This is a genomic window from Bradyrhizobium sp. UFLA05-125 (genome assembly GCF_059803515.1).
Map to the genome: position 1 here is coordinate 209,414 of NZ_JBANBJ010000004.1, position 18,986 is coordinate 228,399.

Genomic DNA, 18,986 nt, shown 5'->3' on the forward strand with positions numbered 1-18,986 from the left:
TGCTCAGACGTCCTCGGGATTGTCGACATAGACGAGCCCGGCTTTCGCCAGAGCCTCGCGCATATTGTACATGTCGAGGCCAAGCTCGCCCGAGGCAAGACGATTGCGCTTGCCGCTCTCGTCCGCGTTGCGCTTCCTTGCCTTCTCGGCAACCTCGGCCGCGAGCCGCTTCGGCACCACCACGACGCCATCGTCGTCGGCGACCACGATATCGCCGGGCTCTACATTGACGCCGGCGCAGACTACGGGAACGTTGACCGAGCCCAGCGTCGCCTTGACCGTTCCCTTGGCCGAGATAGCGCGAGACCACACCGGGAATTTCATCTCGTGCAGCGCCTTCACATCACGGCAGCCGGCGTCGATGACGAGCCCCTGCACACCGCGCGCGTGAAGCGACGTCGCAAGCAGTTCGCCGAACATGCCGTCGGTATTATCGGTGGTGCAGCCGACCACGAGGATGTCGCCCGGCCTGCATTGCTCGACCGCGACATGGATCATCCAGTTGTCGCCGGGCTGCGCGAGCACGGTGACCGCAGGGCCAGCAATCTGCGCGCCGGGCCAGATCGGCCGCATATACGGCTTCATCAGCCCGACACGGCCCATCGCCTCGTGCACGGTGGAGACGCCATAGGCGGCCATACCGCCGCGATCGGCGCGCTTGATGTTGCGAACGACGACGGGCTTCATGCCAATACCTCCTCAACAGTCGGGAACAGGCGCTGATAGGCTTCGCCATAGGTCATGGGCACGCCGGTGTTGCGGCTGCCCTGGATGCCGCGGTTGAGCGCGACGCGCTCATAGTAGCCCCAGAGGTGCTTTTGCGCGGCGAGTATCTGGAACGCCTCGTACTTCTCCTTCCAGACTTCGTCGATCTTCAAGATCAGGTTCGGCTTGTAGTTACATTGCTCCGGCTGGTGCGGCTCGAACAGGAACACCGGCGGCGCGGCATATTTGTACTGCGCACCCGGCTTGTGGCCCATGGCCTGCGCGACCACGCGGGTCTCCTGCGCGAAATGCGCTGCATTCGGGTGGTCGAAATTATAGGGATCCTCCAGCGCATGGGTCAGCACGAAGCTCGGGTTGAGCTCGCGGTAGATGTCGACCATGCGATCGAAATGGGCTTCCGTCAGCTTGAGCGGATAGTCGCCGCAATCGAAGAACTCGATCTCGGCGCCCAATAGTTTTGCCGCGCGCTCGGCCTCGTCCTTGCGACCGGCCTTCACCGACTCGAGCGTCGCGCCCTTTTCCTTCCAGGCGAACTGGCTCTCGCCGCGCTCGCCGAAGGACATGCAGACGATCTTCATCCGGTAGCCCTTCTTGGCATGCAGCGCGATGGCGCCGCCCGCGCGCCAGACGAAATCGCCGGGATGGGCGGTAATTACAAGACCTGTCTTCATGGGACAAACTCCCCTTTCATCTCTTCAAAGCTTGACCTGCTTCTAGCGAAGCGCAAGCAGCCAAATCATCACACCCCAGCGGCCGGTACCGACTCGCCGTCGAGCACGCGTTTCAACCGATCCGCGTCGAGCGCGCCTTCCCATCTTGCAATCGCGATGGTCGCGACCGCGTTCCCGATCAGATTGGTCGGCGTCAGCCCCTGCGACATCAGCCGATGGATCCCGAGCACCAGCGCGACGCTCGCGACCGGAATGGTTCCGGTGGCCGACAGCGTTGCCGCCAGCACGACGAAGGCGGCGCCCGCAATTCCCGCCGCGCCCTTGGAGGTCACGAGCAGGATCAGCAGCAGCTCGACCTGCTCTGCGAGCCCGAGCGGCGTGTTGGTCGCCTGCGCCAGGAAGACCGAGGCAGCCGCAAGGTAAAGGCAGGTGCCGTCGAGATTGAACGAGTAGCCCGTCGGGATCACGAGCCCCACAACGCTGCGCTCGCAGCCGGCGTTTTCGAGCTTCGAGAGCATCCGTGGCAGCACGGTCTCCGACGATGTCGTGGCGATGCAGATCAACAGCTCTTCCCAGATATAGCGGATCAGCTTCAGCAGGCTGAAGCCGCAGAACCGCGCGACCGGGCCGAGCGCAATGACGATGAACACCAGGCAGGTGAGATAGAAGCCGCCGAGCAGCTTGCCGAGCGAGGCCAGCGAGCCGACGCCGAACTTGCCGACCGTGAACGCAATGGCGCCGAATGCGCCGATCGGCGCCACCCACATCACGAAGCCGACGATCGCAAATACCATCTTTGAAGCGACGTCGATCAGGTTGACCAGCGGTGCTCCGCGCTCGCCGAGCTGCACCAGGGCAAAGCCGCACAGCACGGAGATGAACAGCACCTGGAGGATGTTGCCTTCGGCAAAGGCGCCGACGAAGGTGCCGGGAAGGATGTTCATCAGGAACGGTACGAAGCCGATCGCCCCGGTCTGCTTGACGTAAGGCTCGATGGCGCTGGTGTTGATGCTGGCGGCGTCAATGTTCATGCCGACGCCGGGCTTCAGCAGATTGATCGCGACAAGCCCGATCACCAGCGCGATCGTCGTCATGAGCTCGAAATAGAGGATCGCCTTGATGGCGACGCGCCCGACCCGGGCCATGTCGGCCATATGCGCGATGCCGTGCACGACGGTGCAGAAGATGATCGGCGCGATCAGCATGCGGATCGCCTTGATGAAGGCATCGCCCAGCGGCTGCATTTTTGCGCCTAGCTCAGGATTGACGATGCCGAGCGCAATACCGGCCGCCATGGCGAGGAGAACCTGGACCCAGAGCTCCTTCCACCAGGCGCGGCCCCGCGGCTTGTCGATCGCGAGCGCTGTCATTCCCCGAACTCGAACAGGCGGGCCGGATTGCTGACCAGAATCTTCTCCTGGAACTCCGCCTCCGGCGCGAACAACGGAATCAAGTCGACCAGGTCGCCGTCATTCGGCATCACCTTGACATTGGGATGCGGCCAATCCGTGCCCCAAATGACGCGGTCGACTGCTGTCTCGACGATCTTGCGTGCGAACGGCACGGCATCGGTGAAGGGCGGACCAGAGGACGAAACGCGTTCCGAACCACAGATCTTGACCCAGCATTTCTCGTCGCGCTGCATCAGGTCGATCAGGATCTTGAACGGAAGCTGGTCGAGCCCCTCGGACGCCTTCACCCGTCCCATGTGATCGATGGTGTAGCGCACCGGCAGCTTGGCCAGCATGGCGGCATATTCCGGCAGGTCGATCGCGTCGAAATGCAGGTCGATGTGCCAGCCGAGCGGTGCAACCATCGCGATCACGCGGTCGAACACGCTCTTGTCCGGGACGCCACCGAGATGGCGGACGAAATTGAAGCGACAGCCGCGGAAACCGCCTTCGTGCAGTTCGCGCAAGCCCCGTTCGGTAATGGTGTCGTCGATATTGGCCACGGCGCGGTAGGCCCCGTTGCTCTGCGCGATCGCGTCGAGCGCAACGGTATTGTCGGTGCCGTGTACGCTGGCATTGACGATGACGGCGCGCTGGACGCCGAGCTTGGCGTGCAACGCGCGAAAATCCTCCAGCGGCGCGTCGGGCGGCGTGTAGGAACGGTCCGGCGCGTACGGATATTTCGAGCCCGGACCGAAGATATGGCAATGCGCGTCGCAAGCGAGCGCCGGCAGCTTGAACTTCGGTGTGCGCGTGTTCGGATCGGGCGGCGGAATGGTCGGCTTGTACATCTGGTGTCTTCAGGTGAACTTGAACAGGCGCGCGGGATTGTCGACCAGCAGCTTCTGCTGGATCGCGGCATCGGGTGCGTAGAGCGGGATCAGATCGACGATCTCGCCGTCATTGGGCATGACCTTGACGTTGGGGTGCGGCCAGTCGGTGCCCCAGATCACGCGATCGGGCGCGTTGTCTATCAGCTTCTTCGCAAACGGCACGGCATCGTGGAACGGCTTGCCTACGGCGGATGCACGCTCAAGGCCGGTGATCTTGACCCAGCACTTCTCGTCTTTGTTCTGCAGATCGAGCAGCGCGGTGAAGTCTGGATCATCGAGCCCCTTGCCCGCCTGCACCGTGCCCATGTGATCGATGACGTAGCGCGTCGGGAGCGCGGTCAGGATCGGCGCGAATTCGGCGATCGTGCCCGGCTCGAAATAGACGTCGACGTGCCAGCCGAGTTCGGCGACGCGATGCACGATGCGCTGGAACTTGGTCATGTCACCGACGCCGCCGAGCCGCTTCAGGAAGGCAAAGCGACAACCGCAGATGCCGCCCTTGTCCAGCGCCTCGAGCTCGTGATCGGACATCTCATCCATGACGTTGGCGATGCCCTTATAGGCCCCCTCGCTTTGCGCAATGGCATCGGTCACGACGCGGTTGTCGGTGCCGTGCACCGTGGCGTTGACGATCACACAGCGATCCACACCGATTTTCTCGTGCATGGCGCGGAAGGCCTCCAGCGGCGCATCAGCCGTGTTGTAGGGACGATGGTCCGAGAACGGATACTTGGCTGCCGGCCCGAAGATATGCGTGTGCGCGTCGCAGGATTTCGGCGGCAGCCTGAAGGCCGGCGTCTTGGGATTCGGGTCCGGCGGGTCGATGGTCGGGACCGCTTTGGCCGGCTCTGCCGCCTGCCCGCGCGCGCTCGAAGCCCAGGCGGCCATCGAGGCGCCTGTCAAGAGTTGCAAGCAGTCACGCCTGTTCATCCCGCATCCCCAGTCAAATGCCACCGGTTGCGGACAACGCGAGCTTGACGCTCCTCGTCCGCCGGCGGTCGTCTACGTCTTGTTGCTTGCCGCCGCGCGCCGACGCGCCGGCGCGGCCTGATCGAGTGCCGGCGCCTGGAACGACGCCACTGTCGCCTGAACGAGTTGCTCTATCGCAGCAGCCGCATCGCTGCCGTCGGCTTCGCCACGCGACAGGCGTGAGACGCGCTCCGGCGTCACCAGCGAGTAGTAGAGTGCACCAAGCAGGAAATGGCTGCGCCAGACGATTTCGGTGCGCGGCACATGCGGCAGACTCTCGTGGATCGCGTCGATGAAGGCGTGACTGGTGTCGTCGAAGGTCTGCGCGATGATGCGCCGCGCCACCTCGTTACCCTCGGCGGACATCACGGCACGAAGCCGCGTGAACCGCGCCCCGCCGCCGGCGAGATCGCTGCCCGAAGTGAAGGCCGGCACGACATAGGCGCGCACGATCGCTTCCAGCCGGTCCTGGAGATCGCGCACGCGCTTGGCGGCCGCGAGCAGCTCGGACCGGCGGAGATTCATCGGACCGCAATGGCGGCGATAGATCTCCAGCAGCAGACCGTCCTTGGTCTTGAAATGATAAGTGACGCTGCCGGGGTTGGCCCCGGCGGCCTGCGCGATGTCGCGTACCGAGACAGCGTTGAAGCCGTTGGTCGCGAACAACTCTTCCGCCGCGGCGAGGATCGCCTCGCGCATGTTCGGCTTGCGGGCCGTGTCTTTGCTGGTGGGCTTGCGTACCATGTGATTTGTACTATCGTACAAAAGATAAGGTCTCGTCAACAAAAACGATGGGCGGCGCCCGGCGGTCCGAGATGGCCGCCCGGACGGACATTCGCCCCGAGGAGCGCTAAAAGATGCTGGGCTTGAACAAGAAAATCGGACGCCTATTGCTGGGCACGAGCCTGCTGCTGGCCGCAAGTGGCGCCCAGGCCGACAATTTCCCGAGCAAGCCGGTCCACATTCTGGTGCCCTATGCCGCCGGAGGCGCCGTCGACGTGCTCGCCCGCACGATCGGCCAGGCGCTGGCCAAGAGCTGGGGCCAGCAGCCGGTGATCGACAACCGCCCCGGCGCCGGCGGCATCATCGCCTCGCAGGCGCTGACGCAGGCGCCGCCCGACGGCTATACGTTGATCCTGGTCGCCAGCGGCCATCCGCTCAACCAGTTCATCTATCCGAGCGTGCCCTACGACACCTTCAAGGATTTCACCGCGATCGGCGAGGTCGCCTCCTCGCCACTCGCCATCGTCGTCGCCAAGGACAGCCCATACAAGAGCCTCGGCGATCTCCTGACTGCTGCGAAGAACGAACCGGACAAGCTCTCCTACGGGATGTCCGGCAACGGCACCTCGGCGCATCTCGCCGGCGAGCTGTTGAAGTACATGGCCGGCGTGAAGATCGTCTCTATTCCCTACAAGGGCGGCGCACCGGCGCTGACCGCGGTCATCGCGGGCGAAATCCCCGTCAGCCTCAACCCACTTGCCGAAGCGATTGGTCAGCTCGACGGCGGCCCGGTGCGTGCACTCGCCGTGACGTCGGCGCAGCGGTCAAAGGCCCTGCCCGATGTTCCGACCGTCGCCGAGGCCGGCGTACCAGGCTATGACGTCTCGGTCTGGTGGGGATTTTTGGGCCCTGCGAAAATGCCGCCGGAGATCGTGGCGAAGCTCGAAACCGATTTGAAGACGGCGCTGCAAGACCCGGGCGTACTGTCGACCCTCGACAAGATCGGCGCCTCGCCGGTCGGCTCGTCGTCGAAGGAGTTTGATGCCTACATGCATGCGGAGGCGGCCAAATGGGAGCCGGTGCTGAAGGCCGCCAACATCCGGGCGCAATGACATGACCGGCCTTGGTCTGACGTGCCTTGCACGCACTGCACTCGTTGCCGTCGTCGCGTCCGGCCTTGCCGGCGCGACCGCTCGGGCTGACGGCGAGGCGCAAATTCTTGCGCCGTCCGGCACGTTGCATGTCGGCATCTATCCGGGAAGCCCGACCTCGATGGTGACCGACACGAACGGAAAGCCTCATGGGGTGAGCTACGACCTCGGCGGTGAGCTTGCAAAGCGCCTCGGCGTACCCGTCGATTATGTCCGGTTCGAGCGCGTGGCCGACATCGTCACCGCGATCCATGACGGCAAGGTCGACTTCACCGTCACCAACGCGACGCCTGTCCGCGCCAACGACGTCAGCTTCACCAACCCCGTGCTCGCGATCGAGCTCGGCTTCCTGGTGCCGACCAACTCGTCTATCGGCAAGGTGGAGGACATCGACCGGCCGGGTGTGAAGATCGGGGTGACAAAAGGCTCGACGTCCGAGCGGACGCTTCCGCAGAAATTCAGGAGCGCGACCATCGTGCCCGCCGAGAGCGTGAAGGTCGCGGTCGCGATGTTTGGTCGCGGCGAGATCGATCTTTATGCGACCAACAAGCCGACGCTGTTCGAAATCTCCGACCAGATGCCGGGCTCGCGCATTCTGGACGGCAATTGGGGCCTGGAGCACATGGCGATCGCAATCCCGAAGGGGCGCGAGGCTGCCCTGCCCTTCCTCAACCATTTCGTGGAGCAAGAGCAGTCCGGGGGTGAGCTGGAGGCGATTCAACAGCGGGCTGGCCTGAGAGGCGCGGTCAAGGCGGCGCACCAGTAGGCGTCAACTGCGCGCCTGCCTCACAGCATTTCCCGTCGTGCAACCGGGGCAGAATCCGGCTATCAAAGAAGGCATGACCCGACGCACTGGCAGCGCCGATCTTCCTCTCCACACCGGACGGGTTCCGCCGTGGCTCGCAAGCCGCATGGCGTCGCTGGGCGCGATCGTCACACAGGCGATCGTCCACCACTACGGCCGCGACGAGTTCATGCAGCGGCTGTCGCATCCGTTCTGGTTCCAGTCGTTCGGAGCCGTGATGGGGATGGACTGGCACTCCTCCGGCATCACCACCTCCGTGATCGGCGCGCTGAAACGCGGGCTTGCCCCACTCCAGAACGAGCTCGGCATTTATGTTTGCGGCGGGCGTGGCCAGCATTCGCGCAAGACGCCGGATGAGCTTCTGTCGCTCGGCGACCGCGTCGGCTTCGACGGTGCCAAACTGACGCGCGCGAGCCGCCTCGTTGCGAAGGTCGACAGTGCCGCGGTGCAGGACGGCTTTGACCTCTATTTGCATGGCTTCTTCGTCACCGACGACGGCAAATGGACGGTGGTGCAACAGGGCATGAACGGCGAGAAGCGGCAGGCCCGCCGCTATCACTGGCACTCCGAGGCGCTGAAGAGCTTCGTCGATGCGCCGCACAGCGCGATCGACGGCCCCGCGCAGGGGGAGATCGTCAACCTCACCGACCACCGTGCCGACGTCTCGCGCTCGGCGCAACTCGAGCTGCTCTCCGATCTCGGCCCCGATCGCATCGTGTCCGAATTCGAACGTCTGAGCGGTGTCGAACCCGCACAAGCCATGCTGCCGCACCTCATCATGCCAGCGCATCACGATGTACGGCCGAAGGATGTCTTCGCGCGTCGCCTGCACGGCACATTGGCTGCGGCCGCCGAGCGCGGTCCGGTCGATTTTCCCGAGCTTTTGCTGACGCCCGGTGTCGGCGCGCGCACCGTGCGCTCGCTCGCGATGGTCGCTGAAGTCGTGCACGGCGCGCCCTATCGCTTCAAGGACCCGGCGCGCTTCTCGCTCGCCCATGGCGGCAAGGACCGCCACCCCTACCCCGTTCCGACCAAGGTCTATGACGAGACCATTCGCGTGCTCAAAGGCGCGATCGAGAACGCAAGGCTTGGGCGCGAGGAGGAAATGCAGGCGATAAAACGCCTCGACAACCAGGCGCGGCGGCTGGAGCGCACCGCGCGCGGTCCATCGGTCGAGGCCTTCATCGCGGCCGAGCGCGCGGCTTCACCGCAGCTCGACGGCCGATCCGTGTTCGGCTGGGAGCGCGACCTCCTTGCGTCGAAGAAGCTGACCGGTTCGTAAGTTTCTAACTTTCGTCCTCGTCCTCCGCGAGCCGGTTAGCCGAGTGGTCCTGGTACTGCTCGGTCTGGATATATTTTCCATCCATGCCGCGAATGTCGGAATGCTGCGCCTTGTCGCGGTTCGACAGAATCATGTTGTCGCCGATCTTGTCTTTCGAAACCTCCGTGAAAGCGCCGTTCCCCGCGCCCTTGCCATGCGTACCTGATCCAATATGCGTCTTGCCTCCGCTGGGCATGGATTGCTCCCTTGCTATCCGCGCCTAAGCCAACGCCTGCCCGGCAGCGATTGTTTCGCGGGTACGCGGCAAGTTCGTCGCGACGCAGTTCCGGTGTCACCGGCAGGCGATGTCAATTTGCAAGCAATTGCTCGACGTCGGCCGGGCGGGATTTGGCTTCGCGGTTCCCGCCATCCTCGGCCACGACCGGCAGTTTCGCGATGGCGCGGATGCCCGGACGCTTGCGCCAGTGAATCTGCGACGCGTCGACGGCGAGACCAAGCCGCGGCCAGCGCGTGAATAAGGCCTGGAGCGCGCAAGCCGCCTCGATTCGCGCAAGCTGATGCCCGAGGCAGAAATGGATTCCCGTGCCGAATGAGATGTGACGGTTGGGCTTGCGTTCGAGGTCGAGCCGCTCGGGAGCATCATGCACCGCAGGATCCATGTTGGCGGCGGCCAGCATGACCATGACACGGTCCCCCTTCTTCAGACGTACACCCTCGAGCTCGAGATTGCGTCGCACATAGCGCGGCTTTGAGAATTGCACTGGCGAGACGAAGCGCAGGAATTCCTCGACGGCAAGGCCGGCGCGAGTCCAGTCTTCTTCCAGCCAATCGCGCAGGTCGGGGTTTTTGAGGAGCTCGTAGACGGAGCCGCTGATGAGGTGCGTGGTCGTTTCCGAGCCCGCGGCCAGCAACAGGAACACCATCGACACCATCTCGTCCGGCGAAATGCGGCCGCCTTCCCGCTCGACCTCGATGAGCTCGGCAATCAGGCCCTCACCGCCCTGGACACGTGCGATCCCCAGCTGCTCCTCCAGATAGGCGCGCATCTTGCGGAACGCGAACAGCAGCCGAAAGAAGCTGACGACATTCGTCAGCGAGGACATCGCATTGGCCCAGGCAATGAATTTTGGGCGATCGGCCATCGGCAGGCCGAGCAGCTCGGAGATCACCGACAGCGGCAGGATCCGGGCGTAGCGCTGGACGAGATCGGCCGGGCTTCCCGCCGCGAACAGCTCGTCCGCAAGTCCATCAGCGATGGCGCGGATACGCGGTTCCATCGCGACGATCGCGCGGCGGCGGAAGGCCTCGTCGACGATGCTGCGCAGCCGCGTGTGATCTGGCTCGTCCATCGTCAGCATGTTGCTGGCAATGGTCGTGACGAGTTTCGGCATCCACCAGCGCAGGCCTGCGACCTTGCCGTCCTCCCTGCGCAGCGTGAACGTCGCGCCGTCCTTGAGCACCTCCGCCGTTGCATCGTGGGTGGTGGTGACCCAGACATCGCCGATGAGCGGAAAACGGGTCGCGACCACGGGCCCGGAGGCGCGCAGCTTCGCGATTCCCCTGGGCGGATCGCGAAAGAAGGCTTCGCTCGTGAAATCGATGCGCGGTGTCATGGGGTCACCGCCCTTATTGATGGCGCCTCAACCAGATGGTGTGCGCAGTCGCCGGCGCAAGGGCTGGAACGTCGATCAAAAGAAGGCGATCAGCCGCGCCCGGGCGACCGCGGCCCCGCTTTGCGCTGGCTGGTGTAGGCGTCCCAATGGCTCCAGCTGCCATTGCTGAGGCTTTGCAGGTCGGTGGCGAGCGGACGGCGCGTGCGCTTCTCGTAGTCAGCAATCGTGCGTTCGGATTGCGCGATCTTGCGCTTGAGTTCCACGATCGCCTTTTCCGTGTCTCCGTTGCGTTTGGATGATGCGACCTCGCCCATGGTGAAGCGCGCGGTCTCGAGCGCTTTCAACTCGGCGCGGTTCTTCTTCACCTGAACTCGGTGCCAGGCGATGTTGCTGTCGTTGTCCGCAACCATGTAGGAACTCCGCTGATTCGACGTTCCCATAATATCGCCTGCCGAATCGACGCCGCAACGGGCGGCGGGCGGCAAAAATGCGGCTTTATTGCGCGGAGGGCATGATCCGGACCCAAAGGGCCGCGTTAGCGCAAAGTGTAAAGCGGTTTTCCCTCGCGACAAACGCAAGCGTTTGCGCGGAGATCATGCCCAACAAAATCCCCTATTCAGCGCTCGGCAAAGGCCTTTTCGACCACGAACTGGGCCGGCTCGCCGTGATTGCCCTCGACGAAGCCACGCGCGGTCAGCAGCACGCGGGTATCAGTGACCAGCGCCGGGCTGCCGCAGATCATGACGCGGTCGTGGGCCGCCTCAATCGCCGGCAGGCCGATATCGGCAAACAGCTTGCCCGAAGTGATGAGGTCGGTGATGCGGCCGCGGTTGCGGAAGGGATCACGGGTGACGGTCGGATAGTAGATCAGCTGGTCGCGGATGTAGTCGCCGAGCAGTTCGTCATTCGGCAGCGTCTCGGTGATCATCTCGCCATAGGCGAGCTCCCGGACGTGCCGGCAGCCATGCAGGAGCACCACCTTCTCGAACCGCTCATAGGTTTCGGGATCCTTGATCACGCTCAGGAACGGCGCAAGACCCGTGCCGGTGCCGATGAGGTAGAGGTTGCGCCCCTCTTCCAGATTGTCGATCACGAGCGTGCCGGTCGCCTTGCGGCTGACGATGATCTCGTCGCCTTCCTTCAGGTGCTGGAGCCGCGAGGTCAGCGGGCCGTCCGGCACCTTGATCGAGAAGAATTCGAGCGTGTCCTCGTAGTTGGCGCTGGCGACGCTATAGGCCCGTAGCAGCGGCTTCTCACCGACCTTGAGCCCGATCATCGTGAATTCGCCGTTGCGGAAACGGAAGGTCGGGCTGCGCGTGGTCTTGAAGCTGAACAGCGTGTCGGTCCAGTGGTGGACGCTAAGGACGCTTTCCTGGTTGAAATTGCTCATCTCACCCCTCCCTCGCCGGTGCGCAGGCGATTGTCAGCAATGCGTCATTCGTATACGATCGTTCGTATACAAATGAATAATCCTGCTTGATCCTTTGGTCAAGGCTGCCCAAGATCGCGAGCGTTGCAGTTAGGAATAAGGAGCCTCTCCATGGCGCATGACGCACCCCAGGCCACCGGGCCTTCGAAGCTCGTGATCCGCAATATCGGCCTAATGCTGTCGGGCGCGCTGGAGAAGCCGATCCTGGATGGCGACACCATCGTCGCCGAGAACGGCAAGATCACCGCGATCGGCCGGTTCAAGGACGTCAACACGGAAGGTGCGACCACCATCGTCGACGCCAACGGCACCACCGTTGCCCCGGGCCTGATCGACAGCCACGTCCACCCCGTCGCCGGCGACTGGACGCCGCGGCAGAACCAGATCAACTGGATCGACAGCTATCTCCATGGCGGAGTCACCACTATGATTTCGGCCGGCGAGGTGCACATGCCCGGCCGTCCCCGCGATGTCGTCGGCCTGAAGGCGATGGCGATTTTCGCCCAGCGCGCGTTCTGGACGCTGCGTCCGGGCGGCGTGAAGGTTCACGCCGGCGCGCCCGTCATCGAATGCGAGATGGTCGAGGAAGATTTCAAGGAGATGGCCGCCGCCGGCGTCAAGCTGCTCGGCGAAGTCGGCCTTGGTGGCGTCAAGGACGGCCCCACTGCGCGCAAGATGGTCGGCTGGGCACGCAAATACGGCATCCAGAGCACGATCCACACCGGCGGTCCCTCGATCCCCGGCTCCGGCCTGATCGACAAGGACGTGGTGCTGGAGGCCGATACCGATGTGGTCGGTCACATCAATGGTGGCCACACGGCGCTGCCCGACGACCAGATCCGCTGCATCTGCGAGGGCTGCAAGCGCGGGCTCGAGCTCGTTCACAACGGCAATGAGCGCTCCGCCCTGTTCACGCTGCGCACCGCGCGCGAGATGGGCGACTTGCACCGCGTCATCCTCGGCACGGACGCGCCGGCCGGCTCCGGCGTGCAGCCGCTCGGCATCTTGCGCATGGTCTCGATGCTGTCCTCGCTCGGCGAGCTGCCGGCCGAGATCGCGTTCTGCCTTGCGACCGGCAACACCGCGCGGATGCGCGAGCTCGACTGCGGCCTCATTGAAGTTGGCCGCTCAGCCGATTTCGTGATCATGGACAAGGCTCAGCATTCGCCGGGCAAGAACATCCTGGAGAGCGTGCAGCTCGGTGACCTCCCCGGCATCGGCATGACGATCATCGACGGCATCGTCCGCACCCAGCGCAGCCGCAACACCCCGCCCGCAGGCAATGTGCCGGAGGTGGTGGCGAAGTAGGCGCCATCTAAACGGCATCGTAGGGTGGGCAAAGGCGCAAAGCGCCGTGCCCACCACTTCTGTTTTTTTCAGAAAGAAGTGGTGGGCACGCTTCGCTTTGCCCACCCTACAGCACTTTGCCTACCCTGCGAGATCGAATTCACCGCAACTTGTCCAGCAACGCCATCAGCAGCTCGCGCTCCTTCGCATCGAGCGGCGCCAGCGTCTCGCGCGTGATCGCGAGCGCGTTCGGCGCAACTTTTTCGGCGAGCTGCTGACCTGCGCGCGTGAGGCTGACCAGCAACCGCCGGCCATCTTCCGGATCCTGGCTCGTCTCCGTCAGGCCGCGCGCGCTGAGCCGGTCGATCACGCCCTTGATGGTCGCGACGTCCATCGCCGTGAGGCGCCCAAGCTGGTTCTGCGAGCACGGGCCGGTCTCGGCAAGTTTCGACAATGCCGCCCATTGCGTCGGCGTCAGATTGGTGCCGATGTCGCGGGCAAAGATCGCGCTGTGACGCTGCCAGACCTGGCGCAGGATGAAGCCGACCTGCTCGTCGAGTACGTAAGGCGGCTTGGCCTGCCTGACGCTCTTCTTGGCTGCAACGCCCCTCGCCATTCCCGCCCCGTCCCCTTCACAATGACAAATGCGCGTCGCGGATATCCGGGCGCGCATCGAGCTCGGCCATCGTACCACCGAAACAGATTCGGCCGCGCTCGATGATATAGGCCCGATCGGAGATCAGCTTTGCAAAATGCAGGTTCTGCTCGGAGACCACGATGCTGACGCCTTCCTTCTTCATGGTCAGGATCGCATCGACCATCTGCTCCACGATCTTGGGCGACAGTCCCTCGGATGGCTCGTCCAGGAGCACCAGCGACGGATTGCCCATCAGCGTGCGGGCAATGGTCAGCATCTGTTGCTCGCCGCCGCTCATGCGACCACCCGGCCGGTTGCGCATCTCGTTCAGATTCGGGAATAGCGTGAACAGCTTTTCGCGCGTCCAGTATGGCGCGTTCGGCCGCTTCGGCTGACGGCCGACTTCGAGATTCTCCTCGACCGTGAGGTCGGTGAAGATGCGGCGCTCCTCCGGCACATAGCCGAGCCCGCCACGCACGATCTCATGCGTCGGCCGGGCCGAGACGTCCTTGCCCTCGAACATGATGCGGCCCGAGCGCTGCGCCACGAGGCCGACGATGGAGCGAAACGTCGTCGATTTGCCGGCACCATTACGTCCGAGCAAGGCGACCACCTCGCCGTCGCCGACCTCGAGGGCGATGTCGAACAGGATATGGGCCGGGCCGTAATGGCTGTTGAGTCCCTCGACCGTGAGCTTCATGTTGAGGCCCCCTCGCGATGACGGGCGTCGTAGACGAGGCCCTCGCCGAGATAGACCGCCTGCACCTGCGGATTGCCCCGCACTTCCGTCGGCGACCCCTCGGCAATCAGCGTGCCGCGGTTGAGCACGATGATGCGGTCGGCATGCTCGAACACCACGTCCATGTCGTGCTCGGTGAAGAGCACGCCGATGGATTTCTCCCGCGCGATGCGCGCGGTAAGCCGCATCAGGTCGATGCGCTCGCGCGGTGCCATGCCGGCGGTCGGCTCGTCCATCAGCAGGAGCTTAGGCTCGTTGGCGAGCGCAACCGCAAGCTCGAGCCGCTTGAGGTCGCCATAGGCGAGCTCGCCGCAGGGACGATCCGCATAGCCGCCCATGCCGACAAGTTCCAGGAGACGCACAGCCTCGTCGCGATCGAAGCGCGGCGCCGAGCCCCAGAGATTGAACAATTGGCGCTGATGCGAGATCAGCGCAACCTGAACGTTCTCGCGCACCGTCATGGTGGCGAACGTCGCCGTGATCTGGAAGGTGCGGCCGACCCCGAGGCGCCAGACCTCGCGCGGCTTCTTGCCCGTCGTGTCCTCGCCGAGCAGCCGGATGCGCCCGGCATCCGGCGTGTTCTGGCCGTTGAGCATGTCAAAGCAGGTGCTCTTGCCCGCGCCATTTGGCCCGATCAGCGCAAGGATCTCCCCGGCGCGCAGCTCGAACGACACGCCGCGCACGGCATGGATGCCGCCATAGGACTTGGCCAGACCTTCGACCGCAAGAAGTGTGGGTGCGACGCTCATTCGGTGGACCCGATCGGTTTGGCGAGCAATGTCGAACCCGGCGGCGATGATCCCTTGCGCCGCTGCACAAGCATCTCCAGCATGCCGACGATCCCCTTCGGAAAGACGACCACGATCAGCACGATGAAGGCGCCGAGCACGAGCTTTGACAGGTCGGTCTGGCTGACCAGCCAGATGTTCAGCGCCTTGTAGACGATCGCACCGATCACCGCGCCCGACACCGTCTCGACACCACCGAGCAGCACCATGACGAGTGCATCGACCGAGAGCGAGATGCCGAGATTATCCGGGAAGACGCTGCCCTTCAGGTAGGCGAACAGCGCACCGCCGATGCTGGCCGTCGTTCCCGCGATGACGAACGCCGTCCACTGCATGCGCTTGACGTTGATGCCGACCGCTTCGCTGCGCAGCGCTGAGTCACGCGTGGCGCGCAAGGCGTAGCCGAACGGCGAGAACACGGCGACTCGAAGGGCGATGGTCACCAGCGCAGCCACACCGAGCGCCAGCCAGTAGAAATGCGACGGGCTCGCCGCCCATTTTTCCGGCCAGACGCCCAGAATGCCATTGTCGCCGCCGGTGACACTGACCCACTGGAACGCGATCGACCACACGATCTGCGCAAAGGCGAGCGTCAGCATCGCGAAATAGACGCCGGAAAGTTGCACGGCGAAGAAGCCGAACACGGCGGCACCGAGGCAGCCGAGCAGCGGCCCCAGCAGCAGGCAAACGATCATCGGCAGTCCCGCCATCTTGGCGAGGAACGCGACGCCATAGGCGCCGAGCCCGAAATAGGCCGCGTGTCCGAAGGATGCGAGGCCGCCGACCGCCATCAGGAAGTGCAGGCTGACGGCGAAGATCACGAAGATCGCGATCTCCGAGCCGACCGTCAGCGCGTAACTGCCGGCGAACAGCGGCAACGCTGCCGCGAAAACGAGAGCCGCAAGCGCAGCCAGCCGCTCGTTCGACGTCAGCGGACGCCAGGGATTGACCGTGAGGCCCGGCGTGCGACGCGCGGGCGCCTCGGCCTTGCCGAACAAGCCCCAGGGCCGCACGATCAGCACCACCGCCATCACCAGGAAGACCAGGATGATGGAAATCTTCGGGAAAATCAGGATGCCGAAGGCGTTGAGCTCGGAGACCAGCACCGCCGCAACGAAGGCGCCGACGATGCTGCCGAGGCCACCGATGACGACGACGACGAAGACCTCGACGATGATGCGCAGGTCCATGGCGTGATGCACGGCATCGCGCGGGATCTGCAGCGCGCCGCCGAGCGCTGCGAGGAAGACGCCAACCGCGAACACCGACGTGAACAGCCATTTCTGGTTTACGCCGAGCGCTGCGACCATGTCGCGATCCTGCGTCGCTGCGCGCACCAACACGCCCCAGCGCGTGCGCTGGAACAGCAGCCAAAGGATGCCGAGCACCACGGGTCCGAGCACGATCAGGAACAGGTCGTAGCTCGGGATGTTCTGGCCGAAGAAGTCGACCGCGCCCTTGAAGCCCGGCGCGCGGCGGCCGAGCAGATCGTCGGGACCCCAGATGAGTACCACGATGTCCTCGACCATCAGCGTCAGGCCGAAGGTCGCGAGCAACTGGAACAACTCGGGCGCGTGATAGATACGCCGGAGCAGCACCATCTCGACGAGGACACCGATCAGTGCCACCGCAAGCGCGGCGACGACGATGCCGCCCCAGAAACCGAACGCGCCGGACAAGCGGTCTGTCAGCGTGAAGGCGATGTAGGCACCGATCATGTAGAACGCGCCATGCGCGAAATTCACGATCCGCGTCACGCCGAAGATGATCGACAGGCCCGAGGCCACCAGGAACAGCGACGCTGCGCTGGCAAGTCCGGTCAGAAACTGTACGACGTAAAAGGCCATCGGCGGTCCGGGTTCACAATAGTCTCAGCAGACGGGCTTCATCCTTCGAGACGGCGCTTCGCGCCTCCTCAGGATGAGGTCGGGGACCCTCATGGTGAGGAGCGCGGCAACGCCGCGCGTCTCGAACCATGAGGCCCCGGCTTCGATCACATCAATCCTTCGGGCGCAGCTTCTCGACTTCAGCATCACTTGGCAGATAGTCCGCGCCCTTCTTGTAGGACGAATCCACCATCACGCCCTTGCCGTCCTTCAGCGCAGTCTTTCCGACGAACGCACCTAGCGTCGACTGGTGATCGATCTTGCGGAAGGTGATCTCGCCGAACGGCGACGGGACAGAGAGGCCCTCGGTTGCCGCAATCAGCTTCTCCGGATCGGTCGAGTTGGCCTTGGCCAAAATCGCGGCCGCCGACTTGATGGTCTGGTAGCCGACGATCGAGCCGAGACGCGGATAGTCGTTGTACTTGGCCTGATAAGCCTTCAGGAACGCATCATGCTCGGGCGTCTTGATGGAGTACCAGGGATAACCCGTCACGATCCAGCCCTCGGGCGTCTCGTCCTTGAGTGGATCGAGATACTCCGGCTCACCGGTCAGGAACGAAACGACCTCGCGTCCCTTGAACAAGCCGCGGGTATTGCCTTCGCGCACCAGCTTCACGAGATCGGCGCCGAAGGTGACGTTGAGGATCGCTTCCGGATTGGCGGCGGCAACCGCCTGCACCACCGGACCGGCATCGATCTTGCCCTGCGGCGGCCACTGCTCGTCGACCCACTGGATGTCGGGACGCTTCTCCGACATCAGCTTCTTGAACACCGCAACCGCCGACTGGCCGTATTCATAGTTCGGCGCGATCGTCGCCCAGCGTTTTGCCGGCAGCTTAGCGGCCGCTTCCACCAGCATCGCGGCCTGCATGTAGTTCGACGGGCGGAGGCGGAACGTGTACTTGTTGCCCTTCGACCAGGTGACGGCGTCCGTCAGCGGTTCGGCCGCGAGGAAAAACACCTTCTTCTGGTTGGCGAAGTCGCTCACCGCAAGGCCGATGTTCGACAGGAACGTGCCCGCAAGCATCGCCACGCCTTCGCTCGACACGAGCTCATTGGCCGCGGTCTGCGCATCGGCTGGTTTGCCGCCGTCGTCCTTGGAGATCACGACAAGCTTCTTGCCGTTGATGCCGCCGGCCGCGTTGATCTCCTCGACGGCGAGCTGCCAGCCCTTGCGGTAGGGCTCGGTGAATGCAGGCAGCAGCGAATAGCTGTTGATCTCGCCGATCTTGATCTCCTGCGCCATGGCTGAATGAGCCATGCCGCCGGCCAGAAGCGCGAAGGCCGCGCCGACAAAATAGTTTCTTGCTCGCATCCCAACCTCCAGTTTTTGAAAACTCTATTTCTTGAGCATGATCTTATCGGAAAACCGGTTCCCACTTTTCCGGATCATGCTCTAACGCAGCCCGTCTTCGCCCTTGATCTCGGCAACCGTCAACCCGCCAACCCGCGGCAGCGGGCGGCCGCTGTCGGTGACGGCCACCGCGACCATGATCTCGTTGGCGCGCGGCGCGTCATTGATCTGCACTTCCATGCCGTCGAAATGACTGCGCACGAAGGCCGCGTCCTTGTGGCCCAAGGGAACGTCGAGCGTCGTGCCGGGGCCGCTGCGCTTCTTCGACGACGGAATCAGTGCCGCGCCCTTGCTCAGGACCTTGCGCACCGGCGCGCCCATCTTCGGATGCAGGATCGCAGCCGCATGCTCCAGCTCGCCATTCTCACCTACGGCGGCCGCTTTGCCATAGCTCTGTACCTTCGAGCCCTCGATCCCGAGCGCCGCCACTGCGCGCTTTGACAAGAGATCGCCGAGCTCCTCGCCGATCGCGATCAACGGCGAAAGATCTTCGACGTATTTTCCGGCGAACGGATTCTCAATGACCGCGATTGCCGCGGCGCGCCGGGTCGGCGGCGACACGGTCCTTCCCATCTCCATTTGCGTCTCTTCGACGACGGTGACGATCTTGCGGATGATCGCGCTCATGTCGGTTTCCTTGGG

At 64.0% G+C, this 18,986-nt stretch carries 20 protein-coding genes; 4 read left to right on the forward strand and 16 right to left on the reverse strand.

The window, feature by feature from the left end; translation table 11 throughout:
- Positions 1 to 3: 3 nt before the first annotated feature.
- The 6 genes from SO156_RS07385 to SO156_RS07410 all read right to left on the reverse strand — a co-directional run bounded on the left by SO156_RS07385 (position 4) and on the right by SO156_RS07410 (position 5,394).
- The gene (locus SO156_RS07385) at positions 4 to 687 is read right to left on the reverse strand and encodes a 4-carboxy-4-hydroxy-2-oxoadipate aldolase/oxaloacetate decarboxylase (RefSeq protein ID WP_498534348.1); all 684 of its coding nucleotides are present in this window, start codon (positions 685 to 687) and stop codon (positions 4 to 6) included.
- On the reverse strand, positions 684 to 1,397 hold the full coding sequence (locus SO156_RS07390; RefSeq protein ID WP_498534349.1) for a PIG-L deacetylase family protein: 714 nt from the start codon (positions 1,395 to 1,397) through the stop codon (positions 684 to 686). The genes SO156_RS07385 and SO156_RS07390 overlap by 4 nt, the downstream gene beginning before the upstream one ends.
- 68 nt (positions 1,398 to 1,465) lie before the next feature.
- On the reverse strand, positions 1,466 to 2,767 hold the full coding sequence (gene dctA / locus SO156_RS07395; protein ID WP_498534350.1) for a C4-dicarboxylate transporter DctA: 1,302 nt from the start codon (positions 2,765 to 2,767) through the stop codon (positions 1,466 to 1,468).
- Positions 2,764 to 3,639 (reverse strand): amidohydrolase family protein, encoded by an 876-nt coding sequence (locus SO156_RS07400; RefSeq protein WP_498534351.1) that lies wholly within the window; start codon positions 3,637 to 3,639, stop codon positions 2,764 to 2,766. Before SO156_RS07400 ends, dctA begins: the two co-directional genes overlap by 4 nt.
- A 9-nt stretch (positions 3,640 to 3,648) precedes the next feature.
- A complete protein-coding gene (locus SO156_RS07405; RefSeq protein WP_498534352.1) occupies positions 3,649 to 4,611 on the reverse strand; it encodes an amidohydrolase family protein in 963 nt (320 codons plus the stop codon).
- A gap of 72 nt (positions 4,612 to 4,683) precedes the next feature.
- Positions 4,684 to 5,394 (reverse strand): TetR/AcrR family transcriptional regulator, encoded by a 711-nt coding sequence (locus SO156_RS07410; protein WP_458143376.1) that lies wholly within the window; start codon positions 5,392 to 5,394, stop codon positions 4,684 to 4,686.
- Between the two features lie 113 nt (positions 5,395 to 5,507).
- Between SO156_RS07410 and SO156_RS07415 the strand changes: the two genes are divergently transcribed.
- The 3 genes from SO156_RS07415 to SO156_RS07425 all read left to right on the forward strand — a co-directional run bounded on the left by SO156_RS07415 (position 5,508) and on the right by SO156_RS07425 (position 8,611).
- Entirely contained in the window at positions 5,508 to 6,485 is a 978-nt protein-coding gene (locus SO156_RS07415) for a tripartite tricarboxylate transporter substrate binding protein (protein ID WP_498534353.1), read from the forward strand.
- Between the two features lies 1 nt (position 6,486).
- The gene (locus SO156_RS07420) at positions 6,487 to 7,290 is read left to right on the forward strand and encodes an ABC transporter substrate-binding protein (protein WP_458143374.1); all 804 of its coding nucleotides are present in this window, start codon (positions 6,487 to 6,489) and stop codon (positions 7,288 to 7,290) included.
- Between the two features lie 73 nt (positions 7,291 to 7,363).
- The gene (locus tag SO156_RS07425; protein WP_498534354.1) at positions 7,364 to 8,611 is read left to right on the forward strand and encodes a DUF763 domain-containing protein; all 1,248 of its coding nucleotides are present in this window, start codon (positions 7,364 to 7,366) and stop codon (positions 8,609 to 8,611) included.
- A 4-nt stretch (positions 8,612 to 8,615) separates the two neighbouring features.
- On the opposite strand, the gene SO156_RS07430 is transcribed toward SO156_RS07425, so the two are convergent.
- From SO156_RS07430 to SO156_RS07445, 4 genes are all read right to left on the reverse strand, one after another.
- The gene (locus SO156_RS07430; protein ID WP_458143371.1) at positions 8,616 to 8,846 is read right to left on the reverse strand and encodes a hypothetical protein; all 231 of its coding nucleotides are present in this window, start codon (positions 8,844 to 8,846) and stop codon (positions 8,616 to 8,618) included.
- 112 nt (positions 8,847 to 8,958) lie between these two features.
- Positions 8,959 to 10,224, reverse strand: a complete 1,266-nt coding sequence (locus SO156_RS07435) for a cytochrome P450 (RefSeq protein ID WP_498534355.1) — start codon at positions 10,222 to 10,224, stop codon at positions 8,959 to 8,961.
- Between the two features lie 89 nt (positions 10,225 to 10,313).
- A complete protein-coding gene (locus tag SO156_RS07440) occupies positions 10,314 to 10,634 on the reverse strand; it encodes a hypothetical protein (protein ID WP_498534356.1) in 321 nt (106 codons plus the stop codon).
- A 206-nt stretch (positions 10,635 to 10,840) separates the two neighbouring features.
- A complete protein-coding gene (locus tag SO156_RS07445; protein ID WP_498534357.1) occupies positions 10,841 to 11,614 on the reverse strand; it encodes a ferredoxin--NADP reductase in 774 nt (257 codons plus the stop codon).
- A 150-nt stretch (positions 11,615 to 11,764) separates the two neighbouring features.
- On the opposite strand from SO156_RS07445, the gene SO156_RS07450 reads away from it, so the two are divergent.
- Entirely contained in the window at positions 11,765 to 12,961 is a 1,197-nt protein-coding gene (locus tag SO156_RS07450; RefSeq protein ID WP_458143366.1) for an amidohydrolase family protein, read from the forward strand.
- Between the two features lie 139 nt (positions 12,962 to 13,100).
- Here the strand turns inward: SO156_RS07450 and SO156_RS07455 are convergent, their stop codons facing one another.
- The 6 genes from SO156_RS07455 to SO156_RS07480 all read right to left on the reverse strand — a co-directional run bounded on the left by SO156_RS07455 (position 13,101) and on the right by SO156_RS07480 (position 18,971).
- On the reverse strand, positions 13,101 to 13,556 hold the full coding sequence (locus SO156_RS07455) for a MarR family winged helix-turn-helix transcriptional regulator (RefSeq protein ID WP_458143364.1): 456 nt from the start codon (positions 13,554 to 13,556) through the stop codon (positions 13,101 to 13,103).
- A 16-nt stretch (positions 13,557 to 13,572) separates the two neighbouring features.
- Entirely contained in the window at positions 13,573 to 14,277 is a 705-nt protein-coding gene (locus tag SO156_RS07460) for an ABC transporter ATP-binding protein (protein WP_458143363.1), read from the reverse strand.
- On the reverse strand, positions 14,274 to 15,065 hold the full coding sequence (locus SO156_RS07465) for an ABC transporter ATP-binding protein (protein ID WP_498534358.1): 792 nt from the start codon (positions 15,063 to 15,065) through the stop codon (positions 14,274 to 14,276). Before SO156_RS07465 ends, SO156_RS07460 begins: the two co-directional genes overlap by 4 nt.
- The gene (locus SO156_RS07470; RefSeq protein ID WP_498534359.1) at positions 15,062 to 16,951 is read right to left on the reverse strand and encodes an ABC transporter permease; all 1,890 of its coding nucleotides are present in this window, start codon (positions 16,949 to 16,951) and stop codon (positions 15,062 to 15,064) included. The genes SO156_RS07465 and SO156_RS07470 overlap by 4 nt, the downstream gene beginning before the upstream one ends.
- A gap of 151 nt (positions 16,952 to 17,102) precedes the next feature.
- Positions 17,103 to 18,305, reverse strand: coding sequence for an ABC transporter substrate-binding protein (locus tag SO156_RS07475; RefSeq protein ID WP_458143359.1), 1,203 nt, complete (start codon positions 18,303 to 18,305; stop codon positions 17,103 to 17,105).
- An 81-nt stretch (positions 18,306 to 18,386) separates the two neighbouring features.
- Positions 18,387 to 18,971 carry an amino acid synthesis family protein gene (locus SO156_RS07480; protein ID WP_458143357.1) on the reverse strand — a complete coding sequence of 195 codons (585 nt, stop codon included), beginning with the start codon at positions 18,969 to 18,971 and terminating at the stop codon, positions 18,387 to 18,389.
- Positions 18,972 to 18,986 lie beyond the last annotated feature (15 nt).